This is a genomic window from Priestia koreensis (genome assembly GCF_001274935.1).
GTDB classification, from domain to species: domain Bacteria; phylum Bacillota; class Bacilli; order Bacillales; family Bacillaceae_H; genus Bacillus_AG; species Bacillus_AG koreensis.
The window spans coordinates 71,751-84,889 of sequence record NZ_LILC01000023.1 but is presented as its reverse complement, the minus strand read 5'-3'; the positions used below and the strand labels follow the sequence as shown (position 1 = coordinate 84,889).

Annotated in this window: 13 protein-coding genes; 7 read left to right on the top strand and 6 right to left on the bottom strand. The window is 42.0% G+C overall.

The window, feature by feature from the left end; all coding sequences use genetic code 11:
- Positions 1-141: 141 nt before the first annotated feature.
- Positions 142-2,763 (bottom strand): NTTRR-F1 domain, encoded by a 2,622-nt coding sequence (locus AMD01_RS16580; protein WP_053402562.1) that lies wholly within the window; start codon positions 2,761-2,763, stop codon positions 142-144.
- A 267-nt stretch (positions 2,764-3,030) separates the two neighbouring features.
- Here AMD01_RS16580 and AMD01_RS16575 point away from each other — a divergent pair, with 267 nt between their 5' ends.
- The 5 genes from AMD01_RS16575 (at position 3,031) to AMD01_RS16555 (ending at position 7,487) form a co-directional block, all read left to right on the top strand.
- Complete coding sequence (locus tag AMD01_RS16575; protein ID WP_053402868.1) at positions 3,031-3,843, top strand: cobalamin-binding protein; 813 nt, start codon at positions 3,031-3,033, stop codon at positions 3,841-3,843.
- 72 nt (positions 3,844-3,915) lie between these two features.
- On the top strand, positions 3,916-4,413 hold the full coding sequence (locus AMD01_RS16570) for a hypothetical protein (RefSeq protein WP_053402561.1): 498 nt from the start codon (positions 3,916-3,918) through the stop codon (positions 4,411-4,413).
- Between the two features lie 133 nt (positions 4,414-4,546).
- Complete coding sequence (locus AMD01_RS16565) at positions 4,547-5,161, top strand: NUDIX hydrolase (protein ID WP_053402560.1); 615 nt, start codon at positions 4,547-4,549, stop codon at positions 5,159-5,161.
- Positions 5,162-5,305: 144 nt separating this feature from the next.
- Positions 5,306-5,587 (top strand): putative quinol monooxygenase, encoded by a 282-nt coding sequence (locus AMD01_RS16560; protein ID WP_053402559.1) that lies wholly within the window; start codon positions 5,306-5,308, stop codon positions 5,585-5,587.
- Between the two features lie 379 nt (positions 5,588-5,966).
- Positions 5,967-7,487: a class I adenylate-forming enzyme family protein gene (locus AMD01_RS16555; RefSeq protein ID WP_053402558.1), complete on the top strand. Its 1,521-nt coding sequence runs from the start codon at positions 5,967-5,969 to the stop codon at positions 7,485-7,487.
- A gap of 27 nt (positions 7,488-7,514) precedes the next feature.
- Here AMD01_RS16555 and AMD01_RS16550 read toward each other — a convergent pair whose 3' ends face one another.
- Entirely contained in the window at positions 7,515-7,973 is a 459-nt protein-coding gene (locus AMD01_RS16550; protein WP_053402557.1) for a MarR family winged helix-turn-helix transcriptional regulator, read from the bottom strand.
- A gap of 321 nt (positions 7,974-8,294) precedes the next feature.
- Between AMD01_RS16550 and AMD01_RS16545 the strand changes: the two genes are divergently transcribed.
- On the top strand, positions 8,295-9,254 hold the full coding sequence (locus AMD01_RS16545; RefSeq protein WP_053402556.1) for a VanW family protein: 960 nt from the start codon (positions 8,295-8,297) through the stop codon (positions 9,252-9,254).
- 291 nt (positions 9,255-9,545) lie between these two features.
- Here the strand turns inward: AMD01_RS16545 and AMD01_RS16540 are convergent, their stop codons facing one another.
- On the bottom strand, positions 9,546-10,223 hold the full coding sequence (locus tag AMD01_RS16540) for a hypothetical protein (protein ID WP_053402555.1): 678 nt from the start codon (positions 10,221-10,223) through the stop codon (positions 9,546-9,548).
- 177 nt (positions 10,224-10,400) lie between these two features.
- Between AMD01_RS16540 and AMD01_RS16535 the strand changes: the two genes are divergently transcribed.
- Positions 10,401-10,742, top strand: coding sequence for an alpha-helical endospore appendage domain-containing protein (locus AMD01_RS16535; protein ID WP_053402554.1), 342 nt, complete (start codon positions 10,401-10,403; stop codon positions 10,740-10,742).
- An 81-nt stretch (positions 10,743-10,823) separates the two neighbouring features.
- Here AMD01_RS16535 and AMD01_RS16530 read toward each other — a convergent pair whose 3' ends face one another.
- The 3 genes from AMD01_RS16530 to AMD01_RS16520 all read right to left on the bottom strand — a co-directional run bounded on the left by AMD01_RS16530 (position 10,824) and on the right by AMD01_RS16520 (position 13,059).
- The gene (locus tag AMD01_RS16530; RefSeq protein ID WP_053402553.1) at positions 10,824-11,105 is read right to left on the bottom strand and encodes an alpha-helical endospore appendage domain-containing protein; all 282 of its coding nucleotides are present in this window, start codon (positions 11,103-11,105) and stop codon (positions 10,824-10,826) included.
- Between the two features lie 124 nt (positions 11,106-11,229).
- Positions 11,230-11,931 carry a hypothetical protein gene (locus AMD01_RS16525; RefSeq protein WP_053402552.1) on the bottom strand — a complete coding sequence of 234 codons (702 nt, stop codon included), beginning with the start codon at positions 11,929-11,931 and terminating at the stop codon, positions 11,230-11,232.
- A gap of 207 nt (positions 11,932-12,138) precedes the next feature.
- A complete protein-coding gene (locus AMD01_RS16520; protein ID WP_053402551.1) occupies positions 12,139-13,059 on the bottom strand; it encodes a PD-(D/E)XK nuclease family protein in 921 nt (306 codons plus the stop codon).
- Positions 13,060-13,139 lie beyond the last annotated feature (80 nt).

Genomic DNA, 13,139 nt, shown 5'->3' with positions numbered 1-13,139 from the left:
GAGTCTGTGACTATTTTAGTGGAAATAGTCACAGACTCGGGCTTTTTAGTTTCTAGGTGGTTTAAAATTTGTCTCCAAAATTAAAAAGACCAAGGAACCTAGGGATCCTTGGTAAGCTATTGTGAAGTTATTCTTCTTTAATTAAGATAATCTAACAATCGTCAATGCAGCACCTGCACCGTTTTGAAGTGTCGCTGCACCTAACAAGCCAAAGAATTGAAGTGTAATGGTGCTTCCAGCAGCTAAAGTAACGATAACGTCGGCATTAAATTCTGAAATACTTAACACAGGGTTGACTGTAGAAGCAAGGTTAGGAGCACCGTTAATGATTAAACGAGAACCTAGTAATAAAGCAGCGGTCGTTTTTGCTTGATACGTAATATAGTATCTACCAGCAGTTGGAACTGTAAAGACTGTATTCGTACCGTCAACTGTAATACCGCCTGATAAGTTTTGTGCATTTGGAAGAGGAACAGACGTACCACCTAATACAACTGCGATGATAGAACCACCTGTATTAGCCGCAAATCCAGAAGTATTGGTAACGCCAGGGCCAGTAGGACCAGCAGCACCAGTAGGACCAGCAGCACCAGTAGGGCCAGCAGCACCAGTAGGGCCAGCAGCACCAGTAGGACCAGCAGCACCAGTAGGACCAGCAACACCAGTAGGGCCAGCGGCACCAGTAGGACCAGCAGCACCAGTAGGACCGGCAGCACCAGCAACGCCAGTAGGACCAGCAACGCCAGTAGGACCAGCAACGCCAGTAGGACCAGCAACGCCAGTAGGACCAGCAGCACCAGTAGGACCAGCAGCACCAGTAGGACCAGCAGCACCAGTAGGACCAGCAGCGCCAGTAGGGCCAGCAGCACCAGTAGGGCCGGCAGCACCAGTAGGACCAGCAGCACCAGTAGGACCAGCAGCACCAGTAGGGCCGGCAGCACCAGTAGGGCCAGCAGCACCAGTAGGACCAGCAGCACCAGTAGGACCAGCAGCACCAGTAGGACCAGCAACGCCAGTAGGACCAGTAGCACCAGTAGGACCAGCAGCACCAGTAGGACCAGCAACGCCAGTAGGACCAGCAACGCCAGTAGGGCCAGCGGCACCAGTAGGACCAGCAGCACCAGTAGGACCAGCAGCACCAGTAGGACCAGCAGCACCAGTAGGGCCAGCAGTACCAGTAGGACCGGCAGCACCAGTAGGGCCGGCAGCACCAGTAGGGCCAGCAGCGCCAGTAGGACCAGCAGCACCAGCAGCGCCAGTAGGACCAGCAGCACCAGTAGGGCCAGCAGCACCAGTAGGACCAGCAACGCCAGTAGGACCAGCAGCACCAGTAGGACCAGCAGAGCCAGTAGGACCAGCAGCACCAGTAGGGCCAGCAGCACCAGTAGGACCAGCAGCGCCAGTAGGACCAGCAGCACCAGTAGGGCCAGCAGCGCCAGTAGGACCAGCAGCACCAGTAGGGCCAGCAGCACCAGTAGGACCAGCAACGCCAGTAGGACCAGCAGCACCAGTAGGACCAGCAGCACCGGTAGGACCAGCAGCACCAGTAGGACCAGCAACGCCAGTAGGACCAGCAGCACCAGTAGGACCAGCAACACCAGTAGGGCCAGCGGCACCAGTAGGACCAGCAACGCCAGTAGGACCAGCAGCACCAGTAGGACCGGCAGCACCAGTAGGGCCGGCAGCACCAGTAGGGCCGGCAGCACCAGTAGGGCCAGCAGCACCAGTAGGGCCAGCAGCACCAGTAGGGCCAGCAGCGCCAGTAGGACCAGCAACGCCAGTAGGACCAGCAACGCCAGTAGGACCAGCAGCACCAGTAGGGCCAGCAGCACCAGTAGGACCAGCAGCACCAGTAGGGCCGGCAGCACCAGTAGGGCCAGCAGCGCCAGTAGGACCAGCAGCACCAGTAGGGCCAGCAGCACCAGTAGGACCGGCAACACCAGTAGGGCCGGCAGCACCAGTAGGGCCAGCAGCGCCAGTAGGACCAGCAGCACCAGTAGGGCCAGCAGCGCCAGTAGGACCAGCAGCACCAGTAGGGCCAGCAGCGCCAGTAGGACCAGCAGCACCAGTAGGGCCAGCAGCACCAGTAGGACCGGCAACACCAGTAGGGCCGGCAGCACCAGTAGGGCCAGCAGCGCCAGTAGGACCAGCAGCACCAGTAGGGCCAGCAGCGCCAGTAGGACCAGCAGCACCAGTAGGGCCAGCAGCACCAGTAGGACCAGCAACGCCAGTAGGACCAGCAGCACCAGTAGGACCAGCAGGGCCAGTAGGACCTACGCTGCCACCACCAGTAGCAGTAAGAAGTTCTACATCATCAAATACTAAATCAGCCACTCCCACACCAGGAAGTTTATTTACTAAGACAAGTGCTTGGGTAGTACCAGCAGGAGCTGGGGATGTGTTGCGATAAGTCTCAAGCCATGTGTCATTAATTGTAATATCAGGAATACGGTCAATATCAATGCTTTCGATAACACCGTACCCTAAGAAGTTGAACGCAGCATCGTAATAGCTAACTTGTAAAGTAGCCGCCGGTGGTGTTCCAGGTCCTAGTTTCCCAATTGAAACTAAAAACTCGAAGCTTTCACCAGGAGATGCAGGCACAAATTGATAAAGAAATGAGTTAACTGTTCCTCCCTGTAAGATGACAGAGAAGAAACCGGTATGAGAATAGTCTCTTGTGATCGTTCCATTTAACGAAACCCAAGGTGCTAGACTACCGGTTTCAAAGCTACTATTAATAACGAGATTATTAATACCCAAATTTTTACCTCCATTCGTTTCAATAAAAATCGCTTGAGGAAAATTCCTCTATACATACTATGTAATCTGGAACAGAGGGTCACGACTAGTGTCCATGGTTGTTTTGCTCAAATGTATAGAAAATCGAAGCAGAAAGGAGAAAAAATATTGCTGTATATATTTAAAAAAACAGAAAAAATTGATCCTAATTTTAAAAGTGAGTTCCGTTTTTGTAGTAGGAAAATAACGATTTCAAAAGAATATTATAAGGAAGAAAGGAGTGAGACGATGCGTATTATTTCACTATGTCCAAGTAATACCGAGCTATTATCTTATTTAGGAGTCATTGATGATGTGATCGGAGTAGATGATTATTCGGACTGGCCCAATTTAGATCACTGCAAGCGACTCGGTCCAGATTTGTCCATTGATATAGATGCTGTAGAAGAGTTAAACCCAGACCTCATTTTAGCATCACTAAGCGTGCCAGGGATGGAGCGAAACGTGGAGGAATTAGCAAAAAGAGGGCTTCCATTTATCACTTTAAATCCGCAATCTCTAGTAGATATCGCTGAAGATCTGCGTACTGTGGGGAAGGCAATTGGACAGAAAGAAAAAGGAGAAGAGCTCTCCCAACATTTTTTAGCATACATACATCAATATAAAATCATCACAAACTCAATTGAGCAAAAGCCTTCGCTATATTGGGAGTGGTGGCCAAAGCCTGTTTTTACTCCCGGAGGCGTCAATTGGTTGACGGAAATAAGTGAATTAGCCGGAGGAAGGAATAGCTTTGCTGACGTTGAGCAGGCAAATATTCAAACGGATTGGGAAACGGTGAGGCAAAAAAATCCTGATCACATCTGTATGGCGTGGGTGGGGGTACAAACGAAAAAAATGAAGCCATCTCTTTTAAAAAAGAGGGAAGGATGGTTAAGTATAAAAGCGATAAAGCAACAAAACGTACATGTATTAGAAGAGGAATATTACTGTAGACCTTCTCCACGTTTGCTCATCGGTCTTAAAAAACTGGCACCGCTTATACATCCAAAGCTTTTCCCATCGTTTGATGGCAAGGACCCATTGCTTGATCGTGATTAGAGGAACGAAGTGCACTTCTCCTGCATATGCTTATACCATAATATAGGCAAAAGCCGTGGAGGAGAGTGCAGCATGAAAGGTTTGTTTGAAAAGGCAAACGATAAAATTACGAACTTCCTACAAAAAGAAAATAACCTTCTTTCTAAGGCCAAAGAGAAGGTAGAAAGAGCTGGGGTTCCAATTCCAATCACAGCGGATTTACTCTCAAAAATGATCGCAAAGCAGCTCGATCCAAACGAGATTCGTGATTTTCAATTAACTTTTGAAGATGAAAATCTAGTGATTAAAGGAACAGCGAAAAAAATGTTGCTCAAAATTCCGTTTCAGCTTACTCTCCAGCCAGTGAAAACGGAAAAGCGAACGATATACTTTTCGTTGAAGGAAATGAAGCCGTTAAATCAAGATTGGATTCGGAGTAAAGCGCTGAATAAACCACCTCTACTTTCATATGAAGAGGGGCATGTAAAACTCGATTTAAATCAGCTGGATAAAATCAAGTACGTTCCTGTTGGTAACATTCAGCATATGGAAATTAAAAACGAAAAACTTTGGGTGAAAATTGGTTTATAGAACTCCGAGGAAAGGGGTTCTTTTTTTCCTTTGATTGTTCTACCTATACCAAAAGGAAAGTGTTCATGGTATAAAAAAGGGGAAGAGATATAGTAAGATACACGTATAAGGAAATAGAGAGTGAGCTGATGACATGAACGTAAAAGCACTGCTAGACAAAATAAATAAGCGAACACCTACCATACTTGGAATTGATCAATTTTCGCAATTTGCGATTTTGGTTCCGCTCATCGAAAAAGAGGGAGAACTACATGTTTTATTTGAAGTACGTTCAGCTGACTTAAGAAGGCAGCCTGGTGAAATATGTTTTCCTGGTGGACGAGTAGAAAAGGATGATCCTGATGAAGCCTATACGGCTGTTCGTGAAACGACTGAGGAGCTAGGAATCGACGCATCAGCAATTATAGCGACAGCGCCGCTTGACTATATGGTATCTCCGTTTGGAACAGTGATTCATCCATTTGTAGGCATAATTAACGACGTTCCGTTAAAGCCTAACGCATCTGAAGTAGGTGAAATCTTCACGGTGCCGCTCTCCTATTTTAAAGAGCAGAAGCCAGATATTCATAACGTCACGTTTAAAGTCGAGCCTGGGAAAGATTTTCCGTTTCACCATATTATCGGTGGGGAGGATTACGAATGGCAGGCGCGACATATGGAGGAGTACTTCTATTATTATGAAGATCGCGTCATCTGGGGATTAACCGCTCGAATATTGGCTCATTTTTTAGAATTAACGAACAACTAAATGTCTTTAAATTCGATTATTTGATTGTGAAATAGTTTGAGCAAATAAATTGTACAAGCCTAAAAAGCGTGGTATCTTTTATAGCGTTGATGATCATTCTAAATAAAGATCGTTAACTACTTACTACATTTGGAGGAATTGACTATGATCGCAATTCAAGCATACATGACAGTTAGACCAGAAAAACGTGAAGAATTTATTAAAAACGTAACAGAAGTAATTGAAGCTTCTCGTAAAGAAGAAGGAAACATCAGCTACATGTTAACAACAAAAGTTGAAAATGAAAATGAATTTGTGATGTTAGAAGAGTGGAAAGACCAAGCTGCAATTGAAGCTCATAATACATCAGCTCATTTCCAAAAATTCGCTGGAAGCGCAAAAGAATTTTTAGCAGCACCATTAGACGTAAAACACTACCAAGCGTAAGTATTACAGAAAAAAGCCGCCAACTTTGGCGGCTTTTTTCTGTAATTTTATTTTTACTTAAACCATGTGCTAAATAATAAGTGATAAAAAGACACTTGTATTTAGTGGAAGTCAATAGACTTATATTTGTGTTAAATAGTGGTAGTAATAAAGAACTTATGTATGGGACTCACTAAACGGAAGAAAGGATATTTGTAAGCGATTACTATACTCAGCCCCAGGGAATAGAGCCGGAATCTGTGTCATCTAGCCACTTTAAATGCGGTGTTTTCATATAGGAATTAATTCCCTTTGACAGCGAAATGATTTTTGTTACTATACTTTAGTCGATAAAACATTCGATTAACAAATTAATAAAAAGTAACGAAGGAGAATTAGTATGAACACATTACAACATTTAGTCACAGCACGTACAGCGAAATCTCCGGCTAAAGAGGCATTGGTAGAAGGAAACGAAATCTATTCATATAGTATGTATAACGAACGCATCAATCAGGGGGCACATGAATTAATCAAAAGAGGAATTAAAAAAGGTGATCGTGTCGGCATCCTTTGTCAGACAAGTATTGCTTACCCTGTACTCATTATGTCTGCATTGAAAATTGGTGCGATTGTTGTTCCAATTAGCACAGGAATGACGGCATATGAGCTAAACAGCATTTTAAAAAGCGGGGATTTAACAGCTGTCTTTTATCACGATGACTTTGCTTCTATATTAGAAGAAGCAAAAGAAGGAACGAACATTTCGCAAACAATTCAAGTCGAAAAGGGAGCAGCGTTTACAAAGCAGTTCGCTGATCAGTCGACAGAAGAGCCAACGTTAGGTTATGATGTGACGTCAGAAGATATTGCTTTTATGATGTTCACATCAGGCACAACAGGAAATGCAAAAGGTTGTATGCTAGCGCACGGAGCAATTGCTGGGTTCTTAAGTACGTCTTTAAATGAAGACGTTGAAATTGAAGAAGATATGAGATATTTAGTGGCACATCCTTTCTTCCACATGAGTACAATAAGCGCATTGGTTCAGTGCATCTCAACGGGTTTAACAATGGTATGTACAAAGGAAACAGATCCAGCGAAGATTTGGGAAATCGTTGAACATGAAAATATTAAAGTAATGCTTGCATTGCCACCAGCATTCACATACATGATGGAGGAGCTAGAAAAAAATCCACGTGATATTTCGTTTAAGCTTGGATTATCAGGTGGAACAAAAGTTCCGGAAACACTAATCGAGCAATTTGATGCACAAGGGATGACGCTAGCACAAGGTTATGGCAGTACAGAGGCGTGGATTATTAGCGTTTGGCATCCTGATATGGGATGGAAGAAAATCTCGTCTGCGGGTAAACCAGTACAAGGCGTAGAAGTGAAAGTAGTAGACCCTGAAACAAGAGAAGAACTTCCAACAGGTAACATTGGTGAGATTATGGTTCGCAGTCCATATATCTTCAAAGGATACTGGAATAACGAAGAAGCAACAAACAACGTTCTTCAAAACGGCTGGCTTGCGATGGGGGATGCAGGACGTGTAGATGAAGATGGGTTTATCTACATCGAAGGTCGCTACAAAGATGTTGTCGTGTACGGCGGTGATAACATTTATCCTGACCAAGTAGAAGAAGTGATTCGTGAGTTTGATGATGTGTTAGAGGTTGCATTAATTGGCTTACCCGATCAATTCTGGGGTGAGGTTCCTGCTGCGTTTGTCGTAAAAAAACAAGGATCTTCCTTAACAGAGCAACAAATTGTAGAACACTGTAAGCAAAAGCTTGCGGCTTATAAAGTACCAAGCGTAACGTTTAAAGAAGATTTACCGAAGAACAGCGTTGGTAAAATTGTGAAGCGTACGATTAAAGAAGAGGCTATTCGCGAGCGCGATCTGGCTCATGCATAAAAAAAGACGACTGCGGTCGTCTTTTTTTTAGATCTTTTGAAGACCTTCTTGCATTTTTTTCATCAATCGGAAATACTCGTTTTGTTCTTCTTCTGACAAATTACCAAGTAAATTTCCCCAAAACGAAAGGCGGGTCTCGTTAATGGCTTCTACAACGATACGTCCTTTATCTGTAAGCTCTACCCACACGCTTCGACGATTATTTGGCTTGCGAATACGAACGATGAGCGCTTCTTCTTCTAGCTGATTTAGCACAAGCGTAATTGCTCCTGGAGATAGGGAGAGACTTTTCGTAATCTCATTAATGACACATGACTTTTTGTCGTAAACGATCTTTAAAATCGCGTCCTTTGTAGGCGTAAAGTGATAGGGCCAATCGTTGTAACGTTCTTCAATAAATTGGTTTCGATATTTTAACAGAGCATCTTTTACTTGATCAAGGTGCTCAATTTGCGCTTTAATGTCTTCGTTATTAGGCAGATGCAAAAGGCTAATCCTCCTTTAATGATTCAAAAGTTAAGCGGTTACCATCTATTATATCATTCTCTAATTGTCTTCGTCAGGCTCATTTCGACTCATTAATAGGTTTATTTGTCAGAAAATAGGTAAAAAGAGTGCTGTAGGGAAAAATACATAGGTCAAAAGATGAGTGAGCGAAGTCCTTTTGAAAAAATAAAAATCCTTCTTTATACTTATTAAAAATTCCCTATAGAATGTAGACGAATGAATGGTAATTTTTTATAATAGAAGAATTGAAAAGTAAAAATGGAAATAAAAAACGCTTTTCAATTGTATAAGGGGGAACATATGAAAAAAATAATGAGTGTTTTATTAGTGGCAGTTGTCGGTGCTGGATCGTATTTGGGATATACTATGTATGAGCAGTCAAACTCCAAGCACTCTAGTAAACCTGTAAGTGGTATTGCTATGGCTGCAGAAAAACAACCTGCTTCACACTACAAAGAATTGAAGCCTGAAAACTTCACCTTTAATTTAATTGATGCTCGTACTGGGGAAACGATTCGCACGTTTCAGCCCGTTCATTTTGATGATAAGAGTACATATGAAGATACCATCAAGCATTTAGCAAGCGATTTGGCTGATAAGTATGATACGCCAATGGAAAACGCAAAGATGGACGCAAATGGAAATTTAGTTGGTGGACATAAACGAGTTGTTCTGAAGGAAAAAGAACTAGTGTCGCGATTAAAAGACCTTCACATCTATTCACGTAATATTCAAGTGCCTATTGAGGAAACCGAGCCTAACGTCACGTTAGAAACAGCAAAAGGCATTAATGAAGTTGTGATTGGTTCCTATAAAACAGGATTTAACGTACATGATACAGGGCGAAATCGTAACGTTGAGCTATCAGCACTTGCGATTAATAATATTATCTTAGGGCCTGGAGATACGTTTTCTTACAATGAAACAGTAGGAGAGAGAACGGCAGCAAGAGGCTATCAGCCGGCTCACGAAATCGTAAATAAGGAGTTAACAATGGGAATTGGCGGTGGGATCTGCCAAACTTCTTCAACGCTCTTTAACGCGATTGATCTAGCAGGTCTTGAAGTGGTGACACGTACAAACCACTCTAAGCAAGTAGGGTATGTACCAAAGGGCCGTGATGCAACGGTTTCGTGGGGCGGACCGGATTTCAAGTTTAAAAACCCTCGCAACTATCCTGTACTGATTAAAACGATTGTGGATAAACAAAATGGATCATTAACGGTAGAGGTTCGAACAGCAAAACGCTATACGCTATAATAAAAAAGCCAGCCCTGACGAGGGGCTGGCTTTTCTTATGATGAACATCTACAAGCTGTATAGTGCCGACACGTGCACGAACAGCCACATATGCTGCGACATGGACGCTTTTTTTGACAACCGCACGTCGATCTCTTTTTAGGCTGATGACAGCTGCAACGCTTAGAACCGTGGCATTGTTTTTTATAACAACACATTTTTCTCCACCTCATTTTCTAGCAGTATATGAGGGCGAGGAGTGGAGAGAAAGGGACAAATGCCTAACTTTTTAGGCTACTTCACTATAAAACTCTAATCCTTTGTCCAGTCGGGTCGAGGTAAATGAACTTTAGGTTTAGGAATTCGCTTGCGTTTTTTCTGTGGTGGAGTAGGAGGCATAAGCTGTTCTGACACACGGTACTCAGATACGTTGCCTTTATTTCGCTTAACTTTTGTTTTAGGCTCTCGGGGGTAAGATGGCAACGGGAAAATAAAACGATAGTAGGAAACCTTCTCATCAACAAGATCCATCATTTTTTTTAGTAAGTGATTTTCCTTATGTGAGTGAAGAGATGCTTCATTGAACAGCTGATGGTAGTGATCAACTAGTTCCTTTGCTTGGCGATGAATTAGAGCAATCTTTTCATTCATTTCTTCACCTTTTCGATCTACTAACAGCAGGGCTTTTTTATGTATAATAGGTTTTAAAGCGGTCCATTTTTGTGTAAATAAGAGGCACTGAGTAATATACTGGTGCAATAACTGATGCAAGGAATGAACGACGAGCAGGATTGCACTATGTTTTACAGTCGCGTCTAACAGAAAAGAGGACACTTTTTTTAAAACGGCATTGAAAATGAGAAAAAAAGCATTGTCACGTTGAATGGATGAGGTAACAAACCTTTCGATTGTAAGTTCGATTGCATGCTGATCGATCGCATGAATTATCTCACTGATATTGGCATCGAAAATGTCTGTTAAATCATTCATATCAACAACTCCTTTCCCTTAGATGTATCCTTTGTCCGTGCCTTAGTTTATCTTATTGATTGAGAAATGTAATCATGCTACTTATTTACAGGAGAAAACTAGTCCAACTAGAAGAGAATATGTACAAAACCTCTGAACATAAGATGGTAAAAAGAGTTAGAAAGGAGTAAGTCTTTCATGTCTATGCCTAATATCCCAGACATCAACCCCGATATTAAGTTAGAACGGACAGATGTGATTAACTTATTATTAGCATCCATCGGGCTAGAGGAAATATCTCTATCACATATTTTAAATGCGGAAGCAGAAAAAATTAAAAGTGCTGTAGACGATTGTTGTTGTGTCCATGATTTGCTGGCGTTGAACGAAAGCGTTGAAAGCATGGTTCGAACGATTGTCCAAAAAGAAATGGTTCTTTTATTTAAGTTGGAAAGTGTGCTGAAAATTCCTGAACATCCTATTCACCCACCATGTAAATGCGACTGTGATGGAAGTAATAAATGCAAATGCCACGGTTAACTTTGGAAAGGGAAGGGCCCATACTCAATTAGTCTGGCCCTTTAATATGGAGAGATTATAGTCTGCGGTAGTCAAACGTATTTAAAGAATGGTTAAAATATTTTCAAGTTTAGTTTGCAGAAGCATTTCATTTTTGATTACATTTTTCAGCAATGAACTTACGCTCGTATTTGTAGCGATAAGACCAGCAAAATCCAAACTTCCATTGTTAAAAGCCGCCACTGCAGCCTGAATTTTCTCTCCCTCTGCATTTATAATGTGTGCTAACCCTAACTCTTCAAGTCCAATTGAAGCGAGTAGAATGTTTACAGCCTGGTCACGAGTTATGTTCAAATCCTCAGGTGGAATAATAGGCATTCCCATCTTTTTATCTCCTCCGCACAAAAGATAGTTACAAGTTACACAGTTATTGTATGTAGCTCTACCACAAATGTCACAGTTTTTAACGTAAATAAGAAAAAGATCAAGGGTATCCTTGATCCTTTTCTTATTTAAAGAAACTCCATTTTGAATGAATCGGGACAAGCTCTTCCTCATCATCTTCCTCTTCATAAAATCCGCGTTCTCTTAAATATTCAATAAAATATAACTCTGCTTCTTTTCGCTCATCGTATGGTTTGACGGATAAGACGAATCCTACCTTGTGCTGGTCGGTGTTTTCTACACCGGATATGTATGCCTTGACGTTGTGCTGCAAAAACAACTCTTTTGCAGGGATGATAAGCTCCTTAATAAACTTGGAAATGAGCTCCATCTCAAATTCAAACGTAAAGCGCTCAATCTTTGAAAGATCTGCAAAGACAACCCCAATAAATGACGTGTTATGTATTTCATACTCACGCGTTTTTTCTTCCCATGAAATATGTCCAATTTCTTTTAAGTAGTTAATAAAATAACCCGTACCTTCAGTTTTTTCAAAAGGGCTTGTGGAGAGAACGAGGCCAAGCTTTTTATACTTATGTAAGTAGACACAAGAGAGGTAGGCGGACACATGATTGTTTTTAAACACATGATTTACCCCCTGAAGAAGGCCATCTAATACATAGTGAGTGATCTGTAAATTTTTGCGTGGAAAGTAGTACTCATGCTTCGTTAATTCTTCCGTATCAGCAAACGTAGCGCCAATAAACCCCGTATTTGAAAGGATGGGCGTCGACGCTTTTTTACTAGTCCTTTTTTTAGCGGCCAATTAGATACAACTCCTTACACTGACAAACGAACGCTTGTTCTAACTTCTATCATAACGATAAAAAGAGAAAAAGTAAAGAGTGAAAAATAAAATTAAAGCAAACAATGTTCTAAATGATCACTATTGTTTTTAAATAAAGCAACTAAGGATAACCCTTGCTTATTATGAAATCAACATAAAAGCGTCTACTCAATGAATCCTTCTTCATCAAGTAGACGCTTCACATAGCTCCTTATAATGACAACGAGCGCACAAGGAAGTCGCATTTCTCGGAAACTTCTCTATTCCTACAGGCTCGTTTTTCTCAGGACATTTTTGATAGTTTCTCATTGTATTTATACTCTCATCGATATACTGTTCTACACTTCTGATATCTGCTGCTGTGAAATGATACGTATGAGCACTGCCTTTCAACAAATATTCACGGCGTACGACGACTTGATCAATGGGTACATGATAAGACTTCATAACATGATAGGCAAGAAGAGAAAGCTGCCTCACATCATCACTTTGATCATGAGCTGTCGTCCAATCAACCACAATATAGTTATAGTCTTTTTTATAAATGTGATCAACCATCGCATATATTTTTGTTTTAAATGCGTAAATAGAACGAAACGGATTATCATATCCAATATTCTTAACGTGAGGGGATATGACATCGCTCCAAGAAGAACTAGAACGAAGATGACGAAAACAGAGGATAAGACGTTCAGTAATACGTTTGCTAGCTTGTTCTCGCAAATAACCGTCGTGGTAAATTTCCCAAAACATTGTATAGCGATTTGGCTGATGAAACCAAGACTCGGCATGCGTTGTTGAATCCAAAAAGGCTTGTCTAAGTTTTAAACGCGCCCGGCGTGACAACATTTCAACGTCAGGAACCGTATTGTACTGTACCATTTCTTTGATCGCATCATGAACAACTTCGTGAATAACTTGTCCAAAGAAAGCGGGAAGATCAACAAGCTTTTTTAAACGATAGCATTGTTTTTGAAACGAGTTTGAGTCTGACAGCCACCCGTTATGCGACAGGTAATAGTGGTATGCATATTTTCGTGGACATTCCGTCAACAATTGTTGTCTAGCGTGTGACCATGTGAAAGTTGGAAAAGGGGTTATATTCATAACTTCAGCCACCTTTATACTATAATTCTCTAGTAAAATTATACGTGACTGAAAAAAAGATAGAACTAGTAAAAAAACCT

Bases quoted from the DNA above. Each gene is read 5' to 3' on its own strand.
- AMD01_RS16570 (WP_053402561.1), top strand. From the start codon at position 3,916: ATGAAAGGTTTGTTTGAAAAGGCAAACGATAAAATTACGAACTTCCTA.
- AMD01_RS16555 (WP_053402558.1), top strand. From the start codon at position 5,967: ATGAACACATTACAACATTTAGTCACAGCACGTACAGCGAAATCTCCG.
- AMD01_RS16560 (WP_053402559.1), top strand. From the start codon at position 5,306: ATGATCGCAATTCAAGCATACATGACAGTTAGACCAGAAAAACGTGAA.
- AMD01_RS16530 (WP_053402553.1), bottom strand. From the start codon at position 11,105: ATGGGAATGCCTATTATTCCACCTGAGGATTTGAACATAACTCGTGAC.
- AMD01_RS16540 (WP_053402555.1), bottom strand. From the start codon at position 10,223: ATGAATGATTTAACAGACATTTTCGATGCCAATATCAGTGAGATAATT.
- AMD01_RS16545 (WP_053402556.1), top strand. From the start codon at position 8,295: ATGAAAAAAATAATGAGTGTTTTATTAGTGGCAGTTGTCGGTGCTGGA.
- AMD01_RS16575 (WP_053402868.1), top strand. From the start codon at position 3,031: ATGCGTATTATTTCACTATGTCCAAGTAATACCGAGCTATTATCTTAT.
- AMD01_RS16535 (WP_053402554.1), top strand. From the start codon at position 10,401: ATGTCTATGCCTAATATCCCAGACATCAACCCCGATATTAAGTTAGAA.
- AMD01_RS16565 (WP_053402560.1), top strand. From the start codon at position 4,547: ATGAACGTAAAAGCACTGCTAGACAAAATAAATAAGCGAACACCTACC.
- AMD01_RS16520 (WP_053402551.1), bottom strand. From the start codon at position 13,059: ATGAATATAACCCCTTTTCCAACTTTCACATGGTCACACGCTAGACAA.